This is a genomic window from Rhizobium viscosum (assembly GCF_014873945.1).
In the GTDB taxonomy this organism is placed as follows: domain Bacteria; phylum Pseudomonadota; class Alphaproteobacteria; order Rhizobiales; family Rhizobiaceae; genus Rhizobium; species Rhizobium viscosum.
Genome location: NZ_JADBEC010000001.1, coordinates 2,188,484 through 2,210,012 on the forward strand (window position 1 = coordinate 2,188,484; position 21,529 = coordinate 2,210,012).

Below are 21,529 nucleotides of genomic sequence, written 5' to 3' on the forward strand. Positions count from 1 at the left end.
GGTCTGCCATGCGAGACCGGATCATGCGAGCGGCGGGCGCAGTTTTCTGCGCCACGGTTGCCTTCATTCCGGTCTCGGCTCTCGCTTTCGACGTGAACAAGGCGAGCAGCAATTTCGACCTTGTGTCGCTCAGCGATGCGGAGCTTTCCGCACGCTCCATCAAGACGGTCGATATGGGCAATGTCGAGCTCACCTCGGGTCATATCGTTGCCGCCGATCCGCTGGCGCAGCCGGACCGGCCGGCCTTCGCAAAAGCGGTTCCTGCCGGCGACTATCCGGTGCGGCTCTATGAGGCTTTCGGTCATGTTGCCGCTGCCAGCATGCGTTTCGGCGAGGGCAAGCCGGATCACTGGGAGCTTGCGACCGTTCCGGGTCAGGATATCGTGACGCTCAAGGATGACGAGATCTTCGGTTGTCCGGTCGATGCCGGCCTCGGCAGCTACATGGATGCCGATACGCTCAATCTGATTGGGGAGCGCGAGCAGCAGGTGCAGGCGCAGAAGCCCGATTCCGACGTGAATTACTATGACGACGTGCTCGCTCGGGAGCTTGATGCCAACAAGGGTGTCTATGCCCTGCACCGGCCAATGGCCGGCAAGAAGGGTAATGTCGCGATCTTCTGGAGCGGCTCGGGCGACGGCTTCTATCCAGTGTTCTGGGGCATGGACAAGGACGAGCATCCACTGGTGCTGCTGACGGATTTCCAGGTCATCGAAAACGCCGACGGGCGCAGAAAGCCGAACTTGCAATGAGTGGGGAGCATAAGGCGACGAAGCGGAAAGGGCTGGCAGCGATCGTCATCGCCGCACTATCCTGTGCGCCGGTTTCCGCCATCGCTGCCGAGTGCAAGCAGGCCAGCGCGATCTATGGAGATCGTGACGGTGCCTATGAACTGCGCTTCTCGCCGACTACCTCCGAGGCCATGACCTCGACCCATCAATTCAAGCTCAGCGCGTTGAAGAGCCCTGTCGTCATGAATGGCTATGTGATGTCCTCCGACGATCCGGAGCGGACCATGGGCATGGTGATGTTCAACTGCCCGGATGGCGATGTCACCGGCGCCGATCTCGATGCCTGCATGGTCTGGCAGGGCTTCGTTTATCGCGCAAGCGCCAGTGGCGGGCTCGATAATTTGCGGTCCGGTGACAGCCCGGCGGCGGAAAAGATCGTCTTTCCCGGCCTCGGCCCGGCAATCCGCCAGTCTTCGGCTTGGGGTGACGGCAAGGCAAAGGTCGCGCCGTGGGATGTCCTCAATTTCAAAGGATGCGCACAATGACTGATGGTCCCGTTCTGCTCGTGACCGGCGGCAGCCGCGGCATTGGTGCTGCCGCTTGCTTGGTTGCCGCCCGCCATGGCTGGCGCGTTGCGGTGAACTACGCCTTGAACGAGGCTGCGGCAAATGCCGTCGTTTCCGAGATCAAGAAGGCTGGCGGCGATGCGATCGCCATCAAGGGCGATGTCGGCAATAGCGCCGATATCGTCTCGATGTTCGAGGCGGTCGACAAGCATTTTGGGCGGTTGGACGGGCTGGTGAACAATGCCGGTATTGTCGATAACACCGCGCGCGTTGATGAAATGTCGGCCGATCGTCTCGAACGGATGATGCGGATCAACGTGACTGGTTCCATCCTTTGCGCCGGCGAGGCGGTGCGGCGCATGTCCTCCAGGCATGGCGGGCATGGCGGCGTGATCGTCAATATCTCTTCCATGGCGGCTGTCATCGGCGGATCGACACAGTATGTCGACTATGCCGCCTCCAAGGCAGCCATCGATACCTTCACGATCGGGCTTTCCAGGGAAGTCGCGGCCGAAGGCATTAGAGTGAATGCGATCCGCCCCGGCATCATCGAGACGGATATCCATGCTTCCGGCGGGCAGCCCGACAGACCAAAAGAAATGGCTTCATCGATCCCGATGAAGCGAGCCGGACAGGCGGAGGAGGTGGCCGATGCAATCGTTTACCTGCTCTCACCTTCGGCATCCTACATAACAGGCGCGATCCTCAATGTGAGCGGCGGGCGCTAGTCAATAACGCAAAGGGAAAAAGCAATGTCCTATGATGTGATTGTTATCGGAACCGGCCCCGGCGGCTATGTCGCGGCAATCAAGGCTGCCCAGCTCGGCCTCAAGGTCGCTGTCGTCGAGAAGCGCGCCACCTATGGCGGCACCTGCCTGAATGTCGGCTGCATCCCCTCCAAGGCGCTGCTGCACGCTTCCGAAATGTTCCATGCAACGCATCACATGGATGAACTCGGCATCGAGGTCGCTGCTCCGAAGCTCAATCTCGAAAAGATGCTGGCGCACAAGGATGCGACGGTAAAGTCGAACGTCGACGGCGTTGCCTTCCTGTTCAAGAAGAACAAGATCGATGCCTTCCACGGCACCGGCAAGATCGTCTCCGCCGGCAAGGTCTCGGTGACCGCCGAAGACGGCACGGTTCAGGAAATCGAAGGCAAGAACATCGTCATCGCCACGGGCTCCGACGTTGCCGGCATTCCCGGCGTCAAGGTCGATCTCGATGAGAAGGTGATCGTCTCGTCCACCGGCGCCATTGCTCTGGAGAAAGTGCCGGAAACGATGATCGTCGTCGGCGGCGGTGTCATCGGTCTCGAGCTTGGTTCGGTCTGGTCGCGCCTCGGTGCCAAGGTCACCGTCATCGAATTTCTCGACAAGATCCTCGGCGCGATGGATGCCGATGTCTCCAAGCAGTTCCAGCGTATGCTCGGCAAGCAGGGTATCGATATCAAGCTGAGCTCCAAGGTGACCGGCGTCGAGAAGGGCGACAAGGGCGCAAAGGTGACGTTTGAGCCGGTGGCGGGTGGTGCTGCGCAGACGCTTGAAGCCGATGTTGTCCTGATTTCCACGGGCCGCGTTCCCTACACGGCAGGCCTTGGTCTCGAAGAAGCGGGCGTCAAGCTCGACAATCGCGGCCGTGTCGAAATTGACGGTCACTTCAAGACCAATGTCGAGGGCATCTATGCGATCGGCGACGTCGTGCAGGGCCCGATGCTGGCGCACAAGGCCGAAGACGAGGGTGTCGCGCTTGCCGAAATCCTCGCCGGCCAGCACGGCCATGTGAACTATGACGTCATCCCGAGCGTCGTCTACACGCAGCCGGAGGTCGCCTCCGTCGGCAAGACCGAGGAAGAGCTGAAGGCTGCCGGTGTCGCTTACAAGGTCGGCAAGTTCCCGTTCACGGCAAACGGCCGCGCCCGCGCGATGCTGGCGACCGAAGGTTTCGTGAAGATCCTGTCCGACAAGGAAACCGACCGCGTGCTCGGCGGCCATATTGTCGGCTTCGGCGCCGGCGAGATGATCCACGAGATTACCGTGCTGATGGAATTCGGTGGTTCGGCAGAGGATCTCGGCCGCACCTGCCATGCGCATCCGACCATGTCGGAAGCCGTGAAGGAAGCAGCGCTCGCCGCCTTCTTCAAGCCGATCCATATGTAAGATTAAATATCAGCAATCATTCATAATGCCGCTTGCCTTCGGGCAGGCGGCATTTTTATTTAACAGGCAAGCTTCGCTAACTATTTGACGAAAGCCAAGAAAATGAATGATCGCGTCGTTGTCGGCTACAGCCTCTCCCAGCGTTTCCTTCACTGGGCGACCGTGCTCCTGGTCCTTTTCAATCTTCTTTTGCCTGATGGCATGAATGCTTGGTACCGGCTTGTCCGCCATGGCGGCACGCCATCGCCGGAACAGATCGCTTCGGCCAATATCCACGCCTATGTCGGTATCGCAATCCTGCTTATGACGATCCTGAGGCTCGGCCTGCGCTTCTTACAGGGCGTGCCGCCCGAAGCCTCAGACGAACCGGCAATCTTTCGGCTCGCCTCGCGACTCGCGCATGCGAGCCTCTATTTGCTGCTGCTCACCCTACCGGCTTCAGGCATTGCGGTCTATTATTTTGGTGCGCAAGCATTGGGCTCGCTGCATGCCGACGTCCTGAAGCTCATCCTCTGGATCGTCATTGTCGCGCATGTCTTTGGTGCGTTGGTCCACCAGTTCTATTGGAAGACCGATGTGTTGCGGCGGATGACTGTCGGTTAAGCGATAAGGCGGTCAGTTGACCGCCGTGACCGTGAAGCCCTGCTGACGCAGCAGTTCGATGACGCCTTCTTTGCCCGGCAGGTGCAGGGCTCCGACGGCCATGAAGACGTTGCCGCTGGCGAGGATGGGGGCGGCGCGTTCGGCCATCACCTTGTTGCGGTCGAGGATGATGCGCTGTTCGAAGGCGGCGTAATCGCCGTCCTCGTCGCTGCCTTCCGGCGATACGGTCTTCAGCATCGGCATGGTCATGCCGATATCGCCGGAGAGATAGATGTCGGTCATGGTCTCGACCACGTCGTTCATCCTGGCTCCGAGTTCGAGGGTTTCGATCAGCGACTTCAGATGAAATTCGATCGGCAACTCGGCCATGGCCTGCAATTGTTCGGCAAGCGTTTCCAGCCCCTTGACCTGCTTGCCTTCGGCGGCCGCATCGGCAGCGATCTTCTGGTCGAGGAACTGTACGCCCCTGGCCTTGCGGGCGATCTCGCAGGCGGGAAGTGCAACGGCGCTCGCGATCATCCAGGGGCGCATGCGCGAAACGGCCGAGAGCAGGATGCCGCGCTGCTTCAGTCCGGCTTCGAGGCGGGTATAGTCCTCAGGTGAAAGAAGCTTTTCGATGGTCGTGCCGTCCGTGAACATCATCAGGTCCGGTCGCATCAGAAGCGATGCAGTGGCCTTTTTCTCATCGAGGATTTCGTCGGACTCGATGACGATAGTATCGGCGCCGTCATGGGCTTCCTGCGTGCGGGGCGGCAGGTTCAGGACACGCGGATCGGTGACATGCATGGTGCCGAGCAGCCAGGAGGCTTTGAGGCCTGGTTTTTCGATCTTCCAGAAAATGCCTTTGCCGTTTGGCGTGGCATCCGCTTCCTTCACGGCCTCGGCGTAGCGGGCAGGGTCCTTCTGCTGCAGTTCGGTCAGCAGATTCGCTCCGGTGCAGCTGTCTTCCGCGGCATCGGCTGGCGTGACGGAAAAGACGACAGCGAGCAGTGCGGCGGCAAGCAGCATATGAAAGGCGGCGATCAGCCAGAGCAGGATATTGCCCGGCTGCGCGATATGGAAAGTGCGGTGGCCGATGGAGATCGTCATGATGGTAATCCGGTCACATGTGCTTCAAGCCTCATGCTCTACGCCGGGCTTGCGCATATTCCTTTAAGAGAGAGCGTTAACGAAGGCTTACGCGCGCGGATGCGCCCTATCATACACCTCCAGAAGCCTCGATGCATCGACGCCGGTATAGACCTGCGTGGTGGAAAGGCTGGCATGCCCGAGCAACTCCTGAATGGTGCGCAGGTCGCCGCCGCCGGCCAGCAGATGCGTGGCGAAGGAGTGGCGCAGCGCATGCGGAGTTGCGGTTTCCGGTAGGCCGAACGCACTGCGCAGCTTCTGCATGGCGCGCTGGATGATGGCAGGCTGCAGTTTACCGCCGCGGGCGCCGCGAAAGAGCGGCTCGCCTTCGTCAAGATGAAAGGGGCAGAGCGCTCGGTATTTCTCGACGGCTTCGAAAACGATGGTCAACAACGGCACGAGGCGCGTCTTGTTACCTTTACCGGTGATGCGCAGCGTGGTGGTGCTGGTCCTGATATCAGCAGGTGTCAGTTCGAGTGCTTCGGAAATGCGCAGGCCGCAACCATAAAGCAGCGTCATGACGGCGGCATCGCGCGCGGCAATCCAGGGTTCGTCGTGGAGCTGGGCTTCGTTGCTGACAACGGTGATGGCCTGTCTGTCCGACAAAGGCTTCGGAAGAGATTTCGGTTGCTTCGGGGATCGCACGGCGCCGGCACCCGCGGCATTCACGAGGCCCTTCTTTTCAAGGTGACGCAGAAAGGAGCGAATGCCGGCGAGATTGCGAGCAACTGAGCGGGCGCCGGAGCCCTCCTTGCGCCGGGCAGCCAGAAAGGCGCGGAAGTCTGCCGGGCGCAGTGCCTCGATATCGCGCAGCGTCGTAGGGCCGCCGAGATGACCGGTCATGAAAGTCAGGAACTGGCGCGTGTCGCGCTCATAGGCATCAAGCGTATGTTCGGAAAGGCGGCGCTCCCGGGCGAGATTTTCGAGCCAGGCGCTGCATTCCTTCATCAGGTGCGGATCGGCGATGATCAGGAGTTCATTCACGATTTTGGCTCTTGAATTTGCTTTCGGTGACGCCAATTCTGAAACAGTGGCGTTATGGAATTGCTAATGCGTGCCAAGCCCTTGTCATGTATCGATCATAATTCATTGAGATAGCTTATAGCTTCCGTAAAACAGGAATTTTCATGGCACGGCGCGATTCCATGACGGCCTTTGGACAGCTCGCGGAAGCGATTGCCCTGGTTTCACACGGAAGACCCGGCCATATCGTCGATATCCTGATTGCCGAGCGCGGACAGAAGATCGTCCGCCATCCTCTGTGGCCGCTCATGCGGCCGTTTCTCTATACGCTGCTGCGCTACAACAAGGCACTCGAATTCGCCAATGACGTCGCCAACATGCCGGGCTTTCAGTCGTTCGAATATATGAGCAACCTGCTGAAGCTCGACATCAACGTCACTAATGCCGAGCGCATTCCGGCATCGGGCGGCTTCATTCTCGTCAGCAATCATCCGACCGGCATTGCTGACGGAGTTGCTGTCTTCGACCTTTTGAAGACGCGCCGCCCGGACATGATGTTCTTTGCCAATCGCGATGCGGTGCGCGTCAATCCACGCTTTTCGGAAATCATCATTCCGGTCGAATGGCGCGAGGAATTCAAGAGCAAGCTCAAGACGCGCGAGACGTTGCAACTGACCAATCATGCGGTGAAGGAAGGCAAGGCGACTGTGCTTTTCCCGTCCGGCCGCATCGCCTATTGGGCGAACGGCCGGTTGAACGAGCGGCCCTGGAAGACATCGGCGGTTGGCCTTGCCCGCAAATACGGCCTGCCGATCCTTCCCGTTCATATGACGGCGCGCAATTCCGGCCTGTTTTACTGGTTTGCCAAGTGGTCGACAGAGCTGCGCGACATGACGGTCTTCCACGAACTCCTGAACAAGCGCGGCGATCGTTTCGATTTCATGGTCGGCGACCTCATCCCCGTCGAGCATCTGGATGGCGACATCAACGACGTGACCAAGGCCCTGGAGCAGCATACCGTTGCCGCGCTTGCCACTGACGGCGATGCGCGGTTCGTGCCGGTCTCCGGTGAGCCGGCGCTGGAACCACTTGCTGCCCATTCTTTTTAGCGCTGCTTTGCGCTAAAGCGGAGACATGCGTCTTCGCTCCATGTTTGCCAAGAATTACCGGTCACTGCGCTCAATCCGTATGGATCTGGCGGATACGACGCTGTTTCTTGGCGAGAACGGTGCCGGCAAGTCCAATCTTTATCGGGCGCTGCAGCTCGTGCAGGCGGCGGTTCGCGGGCGGCTGGCATATGAATTGGCCGCGGAGGGCGGGATGTTCTCAGCCCTCTGGTCCGGATCGCGCCGCGCGTCCGACGGACCTGTCCGAATCCGTCTGGAGGTCGAGATCGTCGATGAGGAGCGCGCCGTCACATTCCGATATCATGTCGAAGCAGGGCTGCGTTCGCCGGCGGCGGCCGGATTCGCGCTGGAGCCGCAGATCAAGACTGAAGAACTGTCCGTCGAAACCGGCCGTCGCGCAGTGACGATGATGAAACGTGCCGGTGCTGGCATCTCCGTTCGCGATGCTGCAGGACGGATGCAGGATTATCCGGACGAAGCGCTGACATCGGAAACCGCGATCGCGCTTCTTGGGGATGCCGGCCATTTTCCTGAGATTGCCGCCTTCCGCCGCGTTGTCAACAACTGGCGCTTCTTCCACGGTTTTCGTACCGACAGGGCGTCTCCGCTTCGCCACCCCTGTCTACCGGTCACGAGCCCGATTCTGGATGAGGACGGGTCCAATCTCGCCGCCGTCTTTGCAACGCTTGCACATACTCGCCAGGACACGGTCGAGCTCGATCGCATCCTGGCATCGGCGCTCGGCGGGGCGAGGCTTGTCGTGCCGGAACCGGGCGAGACGGCCGAGTTCGGGTTGATGCTTCCGGATTTCCCGAACCGTGTCTTCCATCCGCGTGAACTGTCTGATGGGCAGATTCGCTTCCTCGGTCTTGCTGCCGCATTGCTCTCCTACAGGCTGCCGGCGCTCATTGCCCTGAACGAGCCGGAGGCGAGCCTGCATCCCGATATGCTGGTGCCGCTCGCTGACATGATCGCAGAAGCGTCAAAGAGCAGCCAGATCTGGATCGTTACCCATTCGGTACAACTGGCCGAGGCGGTGCGCCAACGCTGTGGTGTTCGTCCGCGAAAGGTTATCCGCGAGAATGGCGCCACGTGGATCGAAGGCATGCGGCTGACGGGAACCATCACCGGTGAAGACGATGATGACGATTAACCCTCATTGTCGGCGGGTTCCAATTTACGGCCGTTGCGGGCATGGTCTGCCGCGATGAGCACAGATTCGTCCGATCTCTTTGGTGCACTTTTCGAGGCTCCGCCCGCGAACCGCACGGTTCCGGTGCTGGTGCCGATGCCGGCGCCAAGGCCCTATTCTTACTCGGTGCCTGAGGGCATGGCGGTCGAGCCCGGCTCGGTCGTGCAGGTGCCGCTTGGGCCGCGCCAGGTGATCGGTGTCGTCTGGGATGGCGTCGAGGATGATGTCGATCCGAAGAAGCTCAGGCCCATCACCCATGTCTTCGATTGCCCGCCACTCAACAAGGAGATGCGGGATTTCATCGACTGGGTCGCCGCCTATACGCTTTCACCACCCGGACTGGTGGCGCGTATGGCGCTGAGAGCGCCGAATGCCTTCGAACCGGAGCCGATGGTGGAAGGATTGCGCTTCGTCGGCGGTGAGCCGGAGCGGATGACGCCGGCGCGCGCCCGCGTGCTCGACACTGCCGCTGAGGGGCTGTCCTGGACGCGGACCGGCCTTGCGCATGCAGCCGGCGTTTCCACCAGCGTCGTCGATGGGCTGATCGCGCGAGGCATTTTCGAGACGATCTTCCTGTCGCCGCCACCTGTCGTCGCCGAGCCTGATCCGGACTTTATCGGTTCCCGCCTCGAGGGGCCGCAGAAGGAGGCGGCTGAAGAAATTCTGGACGAAGTGCGCAAGGGTGAATTCGCGGTTTCGCTGATCGACGGCGTGACCGGTTCCGGCAAGACGGAAGTTTATTTCGAGGCGATCGCCGAGACGCTGAGGCGCGGCAAACAGGTGCTGATCCTGCTGCCGGAGATCGCGCTCACTGCAAGTTTTCTCGAACGCTTCCAGGACCGGTTCGGTGCGAAACCTGCCGAGTGGCATTCCGACCTTGCCCCGCGTATGCGCGAAAAGGTCTGGCGCCAGGCGGTGACGGGTGAGGTACGGGTGGTCGCCGGCGCGCGTTCGGCGCTGTTCCTGCCTTTCGAGAATCTCGGCCTCATCATTGTCGATGAAGAGCACGATCCTGCCTATAAGCAGGAAGACCGGGTCTACTACAACGCGCGTGACATGGCGGTCGTGCGGGCGCGGATCGGCGATTTTCCCGTCGTTCTCGTTTCGGCGACGCCCTCCGTCGAAAGCCAGGTCAACGGCCAGAGCGGACGCTACAGCACAATCCATTTGCCGACACGTTTCGGCGATGCCGCGCTGCCCGACTTGCATCTGGTCGACATGCGGCGCCACGCGCCTGAGCGCGGTGGTTTTCTGTCGCCGGTACTGGTCCGGGCGATCGGCAAGACGGTGGAAAAGGGCGAGCAGGCGCTGCTCTTCCTCAATCGCCGCGGTTATGCGCCGCTGACGCTCTGTCGCGTGTGTGGCCATCGTTTCCAGTGCCCGCAATGTTCGAGCTGGCTAGTGGAGCATCGCTTTCGCCGGCAGCTGCAATGCCATCAGTGTGGTCATTCCGAGCCGACGCCGGAGGCTTGCCCGGAATGCGGAACGCTCGACCACCTCGTCGCCTGCGGGCCGGGTGTGGAACGCATCGCCGAAGAAGTAGAACGACATTTTCCGGATGCGCGCACAATTGTCCTCTCTTCCGACATCATGGGCGGGGTGAAGCGGCTGCGGCTGGAGCTCGATGCCATCGCCAAAGGCGAGGCGGATATCGTCATCGGTACGCAGTTGGTCGCCAAGGGGCACAATTTTCCACTGATGACGCTGGTCGGCATCGTCGATTCCGATCTCGGCCTGGCGAACGGTGATCCGCGTGCGGCGGAGCGAACATTCCAGCTTCTCTCGCAGGTCACTGGTCGTGCCGGGCGAACCGGCCTCAAAAGCCACGGCCTGCTGCAGACCTATCAGCCGCAGCATCCCGTCATGCAGGCAATCGTCTCCGGCGACGCGCGGGCCTTTTACGAGCGCGAAATCAGTGAGCGGGAGCGTGCGATCCTTCCGCCTTTCGGCAGGCTCGCCTCCATCATCGTTTCTGCCGACACGCGGCACGATGCGGAAAACCACGCGCGCGGCATGCGCAATGCGGCACCGCAGGTTTCGGGCATTTCCGTGCTGGGCCCGGCAGAAGCGCCGCTGGCGCTGGTGCGCGGCCGCCATCGTTTCCGTCTGCTGGTGCACGGACGCCGAAACTCCGACATGCAGGCCTATCTGCGCGCGATGTTGTCGCAAGCGCCGAAGGAGCGGGGCTCGGTTCAGGTGCAGCTCGATATCGACCCGCAGAGCTTCCTGTAGATCATTTCCTCCTGGCGTTTCCGGATGTCGCTGATCGTGGCATAAACGCAGAATCAGCTGATTATTTGGGGCGAGGCATGGAATTCTACTTTCCGACGGAATTTGGCGAGCAGCTTGCCTTTGGTGCAGCAGCCTTCACCGCACTTGCCGGCTTCGTCATCATGTTTGCGCCCGGTCTTGCCATGCGGGCTTTTGGTCTGGCGCCTCGCGGTGAACGGCGCGAAGGCTTCAGCGAAGTGCGCTCCATGGGCGGCCTCTATCTCGGTCTCGGCGTTGCCGCGATCATGCTGGCGCAGGATTGGACCTATCTGTCGCTCGGAGCGGCCTTCGCGATGGCGGCTTTCGCACGCATCATTTCCATCCTGTCCGATAAGGGGAGCACGCTCCTCAACTATTTACTTCTGGTTGTGCAGATGGCGATAGCCGCATTGCCGTTGCTACACGTATTCGGCTTCTTGCAGGGCTGATCCAAAGCCGAAATTCATGCGATTTGCGGGCTGCTTCTGGATGTTTCCGTAATTTTGCTGACAGAAAATCATGCGAAACACGTATTCGGACGTTACGCGTGTTGCGAGTCCGAACATCCTATGTTAGACGGACCCCGAATTTCGGAAGAAGCAAGAGGCTTCTCTTGCGATTTCTGGGGGAAATCAAAACGAATTCAAAGTCATAGGTTCGGCGCCCGCCGGAAGTCCGATTTTGAATTGAAATCAGGGAAATTTGTGCCCGTGGCAGACACGTCCCAGCTTACTTCTGGTGTTGCAGAGCGCTATGCCTCGTCGCTTTTCGAGTTGGCGCTCGAAGAAGGCGCAGTCGACAGCGTTACCGCCGATCTCGACCGTTTCCAGGCCATGCTGGACGAAAGCGACGACCTGAAGCGCTTTGTCCAAAGCCCGGTTTTCTCCGCAGAAGATCAGCTCAAGGGCATCGTTGCAATCAGCGAAAAGGCTGGTCTCTCGGGCTTCTTTGCCAATTTCCTCAAGGTCGTGGCGCGTAACCGCCGCCTCTTTGCCCTGCCGGGCATGATCAAGGCCTTCCGCATCATTGCTGCCAATCATCGCGGCGAAATTTCTGCCGAAGTCACTTCGGCTCATGCTCTCTCGGCAGAGCAGGAAAATGAATTGAAGGCGGCGCTGAAGGGCGTCACCGGCAAAGACGTGGCAATTGCTGTCACGGTTGATCCGTCAATTCTTGGTGGTCTGATCGTCAAGGTCGGGTCCCGTCAGATTGATACGTCTCTTCGTACCAAACTCTCTACCCTTAAGCTTGCATTGAAAGAGGTCGGCTGATGGATATCCGCGCTGCGGAAATTTCCGCAATTCTTAAAGACCAGATCAAGAACTTCGGCAAAGAGGCAGAAGTCTCGGAAGTCGGCCAGGTTCTCTCCGTTGGTGACGGTATCGCTCGCGTTTACGGCCTGGACAACGTCCAGGCTGGTGAAATGGTCGAGTTCCCCGGCGGCATCCGCGGCATGGCGCTCAACCTTGAATCCGACAATGTCGGTGTCGTTATTTTCGGCTCCGACCGAGACATCAAGGAAGGCGACACCGTAAAGCGTACCGGCGCGATCGTTGACGTTCCGATTGGTCCGGAACTGCTCGGCCGCGTTGTCGACGCTCTCGGCAACCCGATCGACGGCAAGGGCCCGATCAACGCGACCCGCCGTGCGCGCGTCGACGTCAAGGCTCCGGGCATCATTCCGCGCAAGTCGGTTCATGAGCCGATGTCGACCGGCCTCAAGGCTATCGATGCGCTCATCCCGGTTGGCCGCGGTCAGCGCGAGCTCGTCATCGGCGACCGCCAGACCGGCAAGACCGCCATCATCCTCGACACCTTCCTGAACCAGAAGCCGATCCATGACAACGGCCCGGATCAGGACAAGCTTTTCTGCGTCTACGTCGCCGTTGGCCAGAAGCGCTCAACCGTCGCCCAGTTCGTCAAGGTTCTCGAAGAGCGCGGTGCACTGAAGTATTCGATCGTCGTTGCCGCTACGGCTTCCGATCCGGCTCCGATGCAGTTCCTCGCTCCGTTTGCAGGCTGCGCAATGGGCGAATACTTCCGTGACAACGCCCAGCACGCGCTGATCGGCTATGACGACCTGTCCAAGCAGGCCGTTGCTTACCGTCAGATGTCGCTGCTGCTGCGCCGCCCGCCGGGCCGCGAAGCTTATCCGGGCGATGTTTTCTACCTGCACTCGCGTCTCCTCGAGCGCGCTGCAAAGATGAACGACGACAAGGGTGCTGGTTCGCTCACCGCTCTGCCGGTCATCGAAACGCAGGGTAACGACGTTTCGGCCTTCATTCCGACCAATGTGATCTCGATCACCGACGGCCAGATCTTCCTCGAAACCGACCTGTTCTACCAGGGTATCCGTCCGGCCGTTAACGTCGGTCTGTCGGTTTCCCGCGTCGGTTCTTCGGCCCAGATCAAGGCGATGAAGCAGGTTGCCGGCTCGATCAAGGGCGAACTCGCCCAGTATCGCGAAATGGCCGCCTTCGCACAGTTCGGCTCGGACCTTGACGCCGCTACGCAGCGCCTGCTGAACCGCGGTGCGCGCCTGACCGAACTCTTGAAGCAGCCGCAGTTCTCGCCGCTGAAGACGGAAGAGCAGGTTGCCGTGATCTTCGCGGGCGTCAATGGCTACCTCGATAAGCTGCCGGTCGCTCAGGTCGGCAAGTTCGAACAGGGCCTGTTGTCCTACCTGCGTTCGGAAGGCTCTGCCATCCTGGATGCGATCCGCACGGAAAAGGCTATCAGCGACGCTACGAAGGGCAAGCTCACCGCTGCTCTCGACAGCTTCGCCAAGTCTTTCCAGTAATCGGGCCCCAGGTTAGGACGGATAACGGATGCCTTCACTTAAGGATCTGAAAAACCGGATCGCCTCCGTCAAGGCGACGCAGAAGATCACCAAGGCGATGAAGATGGTCGCCGCGGCGAAGCTTCGGCGTGCGCAGGAGGCGGCCGAGGCCGCCCGGCCTTACTCGCAGCGTATGGGTGCGGTCCTGGCGAATATCGCCAAGGCCGTTACCGATGCGGACGGCGCGCCGGTCCTGATGACCGGCACGGGCAAGGATCAAGTGCACCTGCTCGTCGTCTGCACGGCCGAACGCGGGCTGTGCGGCGGCTTCAATTCGCAGATCGCCCGCTTTGCTCGCGATCACGTTCGCAAGCTGGTCGCCGAAGGCAAGACGGTGAAGATCTTCACCGTCGGCAAGAAGGGCCACGATATCTTGCGTCGCGAATTTGCGTCGATGATCGTCGAGCGCAAGGAACTGCGCGAAGTCAAGAAGATCGGTTTCGAGAATGCTGACCAGATCGGCAAACGCATCATCGAGATGTTCGAAGCCGGTGAATTTGACGTCTGCACGCTGTTCTACTCGGAATTCAAGTCGGTGATCAGCCAGATCCCGACGGCGCAGCAGCTCATCCCGGCCAAGGCTCCTGAAGCCGTTGCCGAAGATGCAGCCCATGCCGGCGCCGTCTATGAGTACGAGCCGGATCCGGCTTCGATCCTCGACGATCTGATCCCGCGCAACATCTCTGTCCAGATCTTCCGCGCTCTCCTTGAGAACGTCGCGGGTGAAATGGGTGCCAAGATGAGCGCGATGGACAATGCGACGCGCAATGCTGGTGAGATGATCAATAAGCTGACGTTGAGCTACAACCGTCAGCGTCAGGCTCAGATCACCAAGGAACTGATTGAAATCATTTCGGGCGCGGAAGCGCTCTGAGTTAGGGAAAGAGGGTAAGAAAATGGCTGAGGCAGCTACCCGCTCTGTCGGCAAAGTCACCCAGGTTATCGGCGCCGTCGTCGACGTTGCTTTCGAAGGCGAACTGCCGGCGATTTTGAACGCGCTCGAAACCGACAACAACGGCGTCCGTCTGGTTCTCGAAGTCGCTCAGCATCTGGGCGAAAACGAAGTCCGCACGATCGCCATGGACTCGTCCGAAGGTCTCGTTCGCGGTCAGCAGGTTACCGATACCGGTGCTCCGATCTCGGTTCCGGTTGGTGACGAAACGCTCGGCCGTATCATGAACGTCATCGGCGAGCCGGTCGACGAAGCTGGTCCGCTGAACACCGCTCACAAGCGCGCCATCCACCAGGACGCTCCGGCTTATGTCGAGCAGTCCACGGAAGCACAGATCCTCGTCACCGGCATCAAGGTCGTCGACCTTCTCGCTCCCTACGCAAAGGGCGGCAAGATCGGTCTGTTCGGCGGTGCAGGCGTCGGCAAGACCGTTCTCATCATGGAACTGATCAACAACGTCGCCAAGGCGCACGGTGGTTACTCGGTCTTCGCAGGCGTGGGTGAACGTACCCGCGAAGGCAACGACCTTTACCACGAAATGATCGAATCGGGCGTCAACAAGCATGGCGGCGGCGAAGGCTCCAAGGCTGCGCTCGTTTATGGCCAGATGAACGAACCGCCGGGCGCCCGCGCTCGCGTCGCTCTGACGGGCCTCACGGTTGCTGAACATTTCCGCGACCAGGGCCAGGACGTTCTGTTCTTCGTCGACAACATCTTCCGCTTCACGCAGGCTGGTTCGGAAGTGTCGGCTCTGCTCGGCCGTATTCCTTCGGCCGTCGGTTATCAGCCGACGCTTGCAACCGACATGGGCCAGATGCAGGAACGCATCACCACGACGACGACGGGCTCGATTACCTCGGTTCAGGCCATTTACGTTCCGGCTGACGACTTGACCGATCCGGCACCGGCAACCTCGTTCGCCCACTTGGATGCAACGACGGTTCTGTCGCGCTCGATCGCTGAAAAGGGCATCTACCCGGCCGTCGACCCGCTCGACTCCACCTCGCGCATGCTCGACCCGATGGTCGTCGGCGAAGAGCACTATGAAGTTGCTCGTAAGGTTCAGTCGACGCTGCAGCGCTACAAGTCCCTGCAGGACATCATCGCCATCCTGGGCATGGACGAACTGTCTGAAGAAGACAAGCTGTCGGTTGCCCGCGCCCGCAAGATCGAGCGCTTCCTGTCGCAGCCGTTCTTCGTTGCCGAAGTCTTCACCGGTTCGCCGGGCAAGCTGGTTGCGCTCGAAGACACGATCAAGGGCTTCAAGGGGCTCGTCAACGGCGAGTACGATCACCTGCCTGAGGCTGCCTTCTACATGGTTGGCTCGATGGAAGAAGCTATCGAGAAGGCCAAGAAGCTCGCAGCCGCTTGATGAGCGACGCTCAGGACGAGATATTCTGCTGCGACACCCTTAAAAGTGTCGTGGCAGAGCTTCCTGAACCGGCAGCGCCGACCATCTACCGTGCCGATAACGGCGTGATGATGATGGTCGTCGGGCTGGCCCAGAGCGAGGAAGGCCTCGGCTATCTCGACCATGCGATAATGCACTGCCCGTTCTGCGGGACCAAACTGCAAGATGCAGAAGCCATAGCCGAGAAGGTAAGTCACTGATGGCTGACAATTTCAACTTTGAGCTCGTTTCGCCGGAGCGTCTGCTGCTGTCGCAAATGGTGACCGAGGTCGTCATTCCCGCGACCGAGGGCGAAATGACGGTCATGGCCAACCATGCTCCGACGATGACGACCATCAAGCCGGGCATCGTGAGTGTACGTTCCGGTTCCGGATCGAAGCAGGATTACATTGTGTTCGGCGGTTTCGCCGACATCTTGCCGACTGGCTGCACGCTGCTTGCCGAATCCGCTGTTCCGGTCCAAGAGCTCAACAAGGATGAACTCACTCGCCGCATCGAAGCTGCGAAGAAGGAGCTCGAAGATGCCGAGCACCACGAGCACAAATCCAGGCTGGAGCACTTCATCATGGAACTGACGCATCTGCGTGGTGTCGTCCAGCAGGACTGACCGGCTCAGCCAGAGATAAACAGAGTGAGAAAAGCGGCTTTCAAGGCCGCTTTTCTTTTTGCCGAGTCTGCCGCAACGAGCTTCGGCCATGCGTCACCGGCAGCACGGAAAACCGCGTGGAAGTGGCCTGAGACATCCTGGAAAGTTTCTTGACGCCGGGCAGGCCGTTCTCATCACGGCGAAAGCTAAGGTTTCCACGCCGAGACCTCAGAAACGAAAACAGGCGGCCTTTGACCGCCCGTGCCCGAGATTAATTGGAACTACTTAGAAACCGGTGCCACCGCGAAGTTCGGACATCAGTGTGCCGAACAGGATCTTCATATCCAGCCGGAGGCTGAAATTTCTGATGTAATAGATATCGCTGGCGATGCGGGCGCGTGCCTCTGTCGGGCGCTCCGTCGGGCCGCGCCAGCCGCGCGTCTGGGCAAGGCCGGTAATGCCTGGCCGCATCAGATGGCGGTAATGATATTCGGGCACCAGTTCTTCGTAGAGCATGCCGGCCGCACGCATGTTGATGGCGTGGCAGCGGGGCCCGACGAGCGACATATCGCCCTTGATGACGTTGAGAAGCTGCGGCAACTCATCGATGTTGGTCTTGCGCAGGAAGGCGCCGATCCGCGTCACGCGCCGATCACCCTTGACGGTTTGTTCGACGCCGGTGGGATCGCAGAGATCCGCTCGCATGGAGCGGAATTTGTAGACGGTGATCTTGCTGCCCCGCAGGCCCCAGCGAATTTGCCGGAAAAACACCGGCCCGCCATCATCGATCACGATGAGAAGCGCGATCGTCATAAGGACGGGAAACAGGACGACCAGCGCGCTTGCTGCACCGAAAATGTCGAAAGCTCTCTTCAAGCCAAGCTGAAGCCTGTTCCGGCCATCCAATGAGGCAAAGCTTTCCGGCTGGCGAATATTGGAATTCGCTGCGTCGAGAGCCTTCATTTTCACTGTCTTTGCAGAGAAAGCCGTGTCTTGAAGCTTATTTGAAGTAAACACGTTCATTAAGCAACGTCCGTGGAAATACTCGCATATTGCGTCGCGCTGGCACAAATACATGGACGGGATCGATTTGTCACCCGCTTCCTTAATGTTTTCGTAACCTCAATTGATCCAAATTTGGGAGTATTTCTAAATATGTCCCTGATATTTTTGGCTGGTTGGGAATTAACTATATTGAGTATTAGGGGTATTCTTGCGCGCTATGCGTGCGGCGTGTCGTATTACCTTCCGTTCGATAGCGAAATAGCTGAGGCTCGCCAGAAGAAAAGTAATTGCTGTCGCAAAGGCGCAGCCGACAAACCAGTCCCGTAGCGGATCGTCTTTGCCGATCCCGAATATGGCGGGAGAGATCGTCTGCATCGAGGTCAGAACGATGTCCTGCCAGATATAAATGCCGAATGAGACGGTTGCCGTGAAGCGCATGAAGACATTGTCGAGCAGTGCCGCCAGCAGCACAGAGCGCGAGAGGGCTACAAGCGCGACAGCGATCATAATCGGAAACAGCGGAAAGGCGTAAGGGAGCCCGAGCCATCCATAGGCCTCCCAAGGTCCACCCGTCGAAAGCGGCAGCTGGAAGCCGGCGGCGATCAGGGAAGCGACCGCGAGGATGTCGAACCAGATCTGCCGCTTTGGCGGCAGCATGATCTGAATGCCGCCTGCGAGCGCGCCCAGCGCAAAAATGGCGAAGAAACCGACGGGATTATAGTTCGGCATCCACTCCTTCGCGCCGCCCTGCATGCCGTATTGCCAGCCACGATCAATCTCATTGGCGGGAAGAAGCGCACGGAAGGTTTCGTGGGCAAGCAGCGTCACGGCAATGATGCCGAGCCAGGCAAGGCGCGTCACGAGCGGAGAACGGCGTTTTTCCAGGATAGCGAAAAGCCAGAGGAAACCAAGCGGCAGCAGCACATAGCTCGTTACTTCGAAAGATATGGACCAGAGCGGGCCGTTGCCTTCGACAGGAAAGAAGGTGCGCCAGTGCCATTGGCTCATGAAGAAGAGCCCGCTGACATAGCGCATAACGAGCTCCGGCGTCAGCGCATGCCCAAGCAGCGTGACGCTGAGGATGAAGCCCGCCGTCAAAGCCACCCAATAACCGGGCACGATGCGGGCCGCTCGACGCAGCACATAGGTGCGCAGGTCAGGCACGGCGCAACCGGCATCAAGGGAACGCCAGAACGGCAGGGCCAGCAGGAAACCGCTGAGGATGAAAAATATTGCGACGCCGAAATTGCCGAAGCGCAGGGCAGTCAGCGTCGGCTGCAATGCCTCGGTCTTGTTGAGGTCGATGCGCAGAATAAGATGGTGGATGAGAACCAGCAGGCAGGCGGTTGCACGCAAGAAATCCGCTCCGGCCACCCGGTCCTGCTGTTGCATGTCACTCCCTCGCTCCTTGCCGGACTTTGCAGCGGAAAGCTACTGCCGGCAAGGGCAGGGTCGTCTCAGCCAAGCAGATCGTTGGTGTAATAGCTGGAAAAGTCGGGCTTTTCCTTCAGCGCCACACCATTGGCATCAAGCAGGATGCCATGATCGAACAGGAAAGTGCCGATCGCTTCTGCCTTGGCCGGATCGATGATGCCGATCGTGCCATTGTCACCCTTGAGGAAATGACCTTCGACCAGCGCCTTTTGCGATGCCTTGACCAGTTCGGTATTCAAAAGCGCGCCGTTGCTGCCGGCAATCAGGAGGTCACAGGCCTCGTCCGGATTGTCGACCGAATAGGCGTAGCCCTTGAGCGTTGCCTGGATGAAGGCGGGGGCATTTTGCGGATTGGCCGAGAGATAGGCGTCGCTGGAAGCGATCGCGGTCGTCTGTTCGTCGGGAATGCCGTAGTCGCTGTAGCGCCAGCGGCCGACCTGCCGGTTCTCCAGCTGCGCCGCGATACCCTCCCAGGTGTAGATTTCCAGCGTGAAGTCCACGGCGCCGTTGTCGAGCGCCTCATAGGCCGAGGTGCCGAGCGTGACATTCTGGAAGGTGCCCTTGCCGCCGTCGTTGCGAATCATCGCGGAGACGAGCGCCTCCTCCCATGCGCCGCCGAAGCCGCCATAGGTTTTTCCGTCCAGATCCTTGGGACTTTTGATATCGTTGCGGCCGCCCTTGAAGATCAGCCTGCCGGTTTCCGTCTGCACGACGGCATAGACGAGTTTCACATCAGCGCCGGCGGCGCGCTGGGTAAAGGCCTCGATCTCTCCGCAAATGCCGAAATCGGCAACGCCGTTCGCGACCAGCGTGCCGGCGCTGGTATCGGCGTAGGGCAGGATCTCGACGTCGAGGCCGGCGGCCTCATAGAAGCCCTTGGCCTTGGCGACATAGATGCCGATATGATTGGTGTTCGGTGTCCAGTCGAGCGCGATACGCACCTTTGCGGCGGATTGGGCGAAGGCAGTGCGGCCGGCGAGGCTTGCGGCCATGGCGGCAAAAAGGGTCTGTCGGCGGGTGAGAAGCATCATAACCTCCTCAGGTTCTTTGCGGATGCAGCAATGTTTGAAGAATTTCGGTTTCGATCGCCTGGGCGGCCGGGGAGCCGAGATCGGCAAGCGTGCGCGGCCTTTTCAGCGGCACTTCGAATTCCCTGATCACGGCCGCCGGGCGGGCGGAAAGCACATAGATACGGTCAGACAGGAAAACGGCTTCCCGCACATCATGGGTGATCAGCAGGGCCGTCCAGCGATGATCGGTCCACATGCCCTGCAGCCATTCCTGCATCTGGGTGCGGGTCAGCGCGTCGAGTGCCCCGAAGGGCTCGTCGAGCAGCAGCATGTCCTGCCGCTGGATCACCGTGCGCAGCAGGGCCGCCCGCTGGCGCATGCCGCCTGAGAGGGCCACGGGATAGTGATTTTCGAAACCGGCAAGGCCGAAGCGTTCAAAGAGAGGGGCTGCAATGGCGCGCGCCTGGCTGCGGCGCATGCCGTGCACTTCGAGACCAAGGATCGCATTGTCGATGACGCTTCGCCACGGCATCAGCGCATCGCGCTGGGGCATGAAGGCGAAGGCGTGCGCTGCTTGCGAGAGCGGCGCGCCGTCAAAGAGCATCTCGCCTCTGTCAGCCTGCAGCGCTTGTGTCAGTAAGCGGAGGATCGTCGATTTGCCGGAGCCGGAGGGGCCGACGATCGAGACAAATTCACCTCCTGCGATATGAAGAGAAATGTCCTTCAGCACTTCCATGCCGTCGAAGGACTTCGAGACGTTCTTCAGCTCAAGCATCCCGCTCATGGGCGTTTCTCCGCAGGAGATTGCCAGGGCATGACGAAACGCTGCACCGCCAGCGTGAGACCGAAGAGGCAGAGCGTCAGGAGGGCGCTAACGACGACGGCGGCAAGCACGAGGTCGGGCCGGAAATTGTTCTTGGCGTTGAGGATATAGATCCCGAGGCCGCGTGCGGCGCCTGCATATTCGGCGAAGATGGCGCCGACCACGGCATAGGTGATCGAAATGCGCAGGCCGGCAAAAAAGAAGGGCATGGCGGAGGGAAGCCTCGCCAGGCAGAAGATGCGCCAGCGGCTTGCCTTCATGGAACTCAGAAGCTCGGTGACATCCCGGTCCGTCGCTTCATAGCCCTGGAGCAGGGCGACCAGCAGCGGAAAGAAGGTGACGAGAGCAACGAGCAGAAGTTTCGGCAGCAGTCCGAAACCGAACCAGAGCACGACGAGAGGGGCGATCGCGACCAGCGGCAATGTCTGGCTGACGATGAAGAGCGGCAGCAGCGCGCGGCGCATGAAGGGCACAAAATCCATCAGCACCGACGAGGCGAAGGCGAAGACCAGCGACAAAGCGAAACCGCCGAGCGTCGCGCCGAGTGTCGGCCAGGTATTGTCGAGCAGCGCCTGCCTGTTCAGCCAGCCCTGTGTGAGGATCCGCAAAGGTGAGGGCAGGATCGAGGGCTTGATGCCGGAGAGATCGACATAGAGCTCCCAGACAGCCAGGAAGGCAAACACGGCAAGAATGGCGGGCAAGACCCGCCTCAGTGGCGCAAATGTCGAATCCGGTTTCGATAGGGTCATTGCC

The 21,529-nt window shown here is 60.0% G+C and carries 22 protein-coding genes; 15 read left to right on the top strand and 7 right to left on the bottom strand.

The annotated features are described in order from the left end of the window. Positions 1 to 8: 8 nt before the first annotated feature. The 5 genes from H4W29_RS10840 (at position 9) to H4W29_RS10860 (ending at position 4,056) form a co-directional block, all read left to right on the top strand. Positions 9 to 752, top strand: a complete 744-nt coding sequence (locus H4W29_RS10840; RefSeq protein WP_192728918.1) for a DUF4241 domain-containing protein — start codon at positions 9 to 11, stop codon at positions 750 to 752. Then, positions 749 to 1,276, top strand: a complete 528-nt coding sequence (locus H4W29_RS10845) for a hypothetical protein (protein ID WP_192728919.1) — start codon at positions 749 to 751, stop codon at positions 1,274 to 1,276. Before H4W29_RS10840 ends, H4W29_RS10845 begins: the two co-directional genes overlap by 4 nt. Next, the gene (locus tag H4W29_RS10850) at positions 1,273 to 2,025 is read left to right on the top strand and encodes an SDR family oxidoreductase (protein ID WP_192728920.1); all 753 of its coding nucleotides are present in this window, start codon (positions 1,273 to 1,275) and stop codon (positions 2,023 to 2,025) included. Before H4W29_RS10845 ends, H4W29_RS10850 begins: the two co-directional genes overlap by 4 nt. Before the next feature lie 24 nt (positions 2,026 to 2,049). Continuing rightward, positions 2,050 to 3,453: a dihydrolipoyl dehydrogenase gene (lpdA, locus tag H4W29_RS10855; protein WP_192728921.1), complete on the top strand. Its 1,404-nt coding sequence runs from the start codon at positions 2,050 to 2,052 to the stop codon at positions 3,451 to 3,453. A 102-nt stretch (positions 3,454 to 3,555) separates the two neighbouring features. Next, positions 3,556 to 4,056, top strand: a complete 501-nt coding sequence (locus tag H4W29_RS10860) for a cytochrome b (protein WP_192728922.1) — start codon at positions 3,556 to 3,558, stop codon at positions 4,054 to 4,056. Positions 4,057 to 4,068: 12 nt separating this feature from the next. Here H4W29_RS10860 and H4W29_RS10865 read toward each other — a convergent pair whose 3' ends face one another. Together H4W29_RS10865 and H4W29_RS10870 are read right to left on the bottom strand one after the other, a co-directional pair. Continuing rightward, on the bottom strand, positions 4,069 to 5,145 hold the full coding sequence (locus tag H4W29_RS10865) for a TraB/GumN family protein (RefSeq protein ID WP_192728923.1): 1,077 nt from the start codon (positions 5,143 to 5,145) through the stop codon (positions 4,069 to 4,071). An 87-nt stretch (positions 5,146 to 5,232) separates the two neighbouring features. Further along, positions 5,233 to 6,168: a tyrosine recombinase XerC gene (locus H4W29_RS10870; protein ID WP_192728924.1), complete on the bottom strand. Its 936-nt coding sequence runs from the start codon at positions 6,166 to 6,168 to the stop codon at positions 5,233 to 5,235. Positions 6,169 to 6,311: 143 nt separating this feature from the next. Here H4W29_RS10870 and H4W29_RS10875 point away from each other — a divergent pair, with 143 nt between their 5' ends. The 10 genes from H4W29_RS10875 (at position 6,312) to H4W29_RS10920 (ending at position 16,525) form a co-directional block, all read left to right on the top strand. Further along, on the top strand, positions 6,312 to 7,256 hold the full coding sequence (locus H4W29_RS10875; protein WP_192728925.1) for a lysophospholipid acyltransferase family protein: 945 nt from the start codon (positions 6,312 to 6,314) through the stop codon (positions 7,254 to 7,256). A gap of 25 nt (positions 7,257 to 7,281) precedes the next feature. After that, a complete protein-coding gene (locus H4W29_RS10880) occupies positions 7,282 to 8,427 on the top strand; it encodes an AAA family ATPase (RefSeq protein ID WP_192728926.1) in 1,146 nt (381 codons plus the stop codon). Positions 8,428 to 8,481: 54 nt separating this feature from the next. Beyond that, on the top strand, positions 8,482 to 10,698 hold the full coding sequence (locus H4W29_RS10885; protein ID WP_192728927.1) for a primosomal protein N': 2,217 nt from the start codon (positions 8,482 to 8,484) through the stop codon (positions 10,696 to 10,698). 77 nt (positions 10,699 to 10,775) lie between these two features. After that, entirely contained in the window at positions 10,776 to 11,165 is a 390-nt protein-coding gene (locus H4W29_RS10890; RefSeq protein ID WP_192728928.1) for an AGROH133_08824 family phage infection protein, read from the top strand. Positions 11,166 to 11,420: 255 nt separating this feature from the next. Continuing rightward, entirely contained in the window at positions 11,421 to 11,987 is a 567-nt protein-coding gene (locus H4W29_RS10895) for a F0F1 ATP synthase subunit delta (protein WP_192730711.1), read from the top strand. Continuing rightward, on the top strand, positions 11,987 to 13,516 hold the full coding sequence (gene atpA / locus H4W29_RS10900) for a F0F1 ATP synthase subunit alpha (RefSeq protein WP_192728929.1): 1,530 nt from the start codon (positions 11,987 to 11,989) through the stop codon (positions 13,514 to 13,516). Before H4W29_RS10895 ends, atpA begins: the two co-directional genes overlap by 1 nt. Before the next feature lie 28 nt (positions 13,517 to 13,544). Continuing rightward, entirely contained in the window at positions 13,545 to 14,429 is an 885-nt protein-coding gene (locus tag H4W29_RS10905; protein WP_192728930.1) for a F0F1 ATP synthase subunit gamma, read from the top strand. A gap of 22 nt (positions 14,430 to 14,451) precedes the next feature. After that, positions 14,452 to 15,879, top strand: a complete 1,428-nt coding sequence (gene atpD, locus H4W29_RS10910) for a F0F1 ATP synthase subunit beta (protein ID WP_192728931.1) — start codon at positions 14,452 to 14,454, stop codon at positions 15,877 to 15,879. Continuing rightward, positions 15,879 to 16,118: a hypothetical protein gene (locus H4W29_RS10915; protein WP_113324252.1), complete on the top strand. Its 240-nt coding sequence runs from the start codon at positions 15,879 to 15,881 to the stop codon at positions 16,116 to 16,118. The genes atpD and H4W29_RS10915 overlap by 1 nt, the downstream gene beginning before the upstream one ends. Continuing rightward, on the top strand, positions 16,118 to 16,525 hold the full coding sequence (locus H4W29_RS10920) for a F0F1 ATP synthase subunit epsilon (RefSeq protein ID WP_192728932.1): 408 nt from the start codon (positions 16,118 to 16,120) through the stop codon (positions 16,523 to 16,525). Before H4W29_RS10915 ends, H4W29_RS10920 begins: the two co-directional genes overlap by 1 nt. Before the next feature lie 264 nt (positions 16,526 to 16,789). On the opposite strand, the gene H4W29_RS10925 is transcribed toward H4W29_RS10920, so the two are convergent. The 5 genes from H4W29_RS10925 to H4W29_RS10945 form a co-directional block, all read right to left on the bottom strand. Further along, entirely contained in the window at positions 16,790 to 17,527 is a 738-nt protein-coding gene (locus H4W29_RS10925; protein WP_376776561.1) for a sugar transferase, read from the bottom strand. A 162-nt stretch (positions 17,528 to 17,689) separates the two neighbouring features. Continuing rightward, complete coding sequence (locus H4W29_RS10930; RefSeq protein WP_192728933.1) at positions 17,690 to 18,901, bottom strand: acyltransferase family protein; 1,212 nt, start codon at positions 18,899 to 18,901, stop codon at positions 17,690 to 17,692. A gap of 65 nt (positions 18,902 to 18,966) precedes the next feature. After that, positions 18,967 to 19,974, bottom strand: coding sequence for an ABC transporter substrate-binding protein (locus H4W29_RS10935; protein WP_192728934.1), 1,008 nt, complete (start codon positions 19,972 to 19,974; stop codon positions 18,967 to 18,969). Between the two features lie 7 nt (positions 19,975 to 19,981). Then, positions 19,982 to 20,737 carry an ABC transporter ATP-binding protein gene (locus H4W29_RS10940; protein ID WP_192728935.1) on the bottom strand — a complete coding sequence of 252 codons (756 nt, stop codon included), beginning with the start codon at positions 20,735 to 20,737 and terminating at the stop codon, positions 19,982 to 19,984. Continuing rightward, positions 20,734 to 21,525 (bottom strand): ABC transporter permease, encoded by a 792-nt coding sequence (locus tag H4W29_RS10945; RefSeq protein ID WP_192728936.1) that lies wholly within the window; start codon positions 21,523 to 21,525, stop codon positions 20,734 to 20,736. The genes H4W29_RS10940 and H4W29_RS10945 overlap by 4 nt, the downstream gene beginning before the upstream one ends. Positions 21,526 to 21,529: the final 4 nt, after the last annotated feature.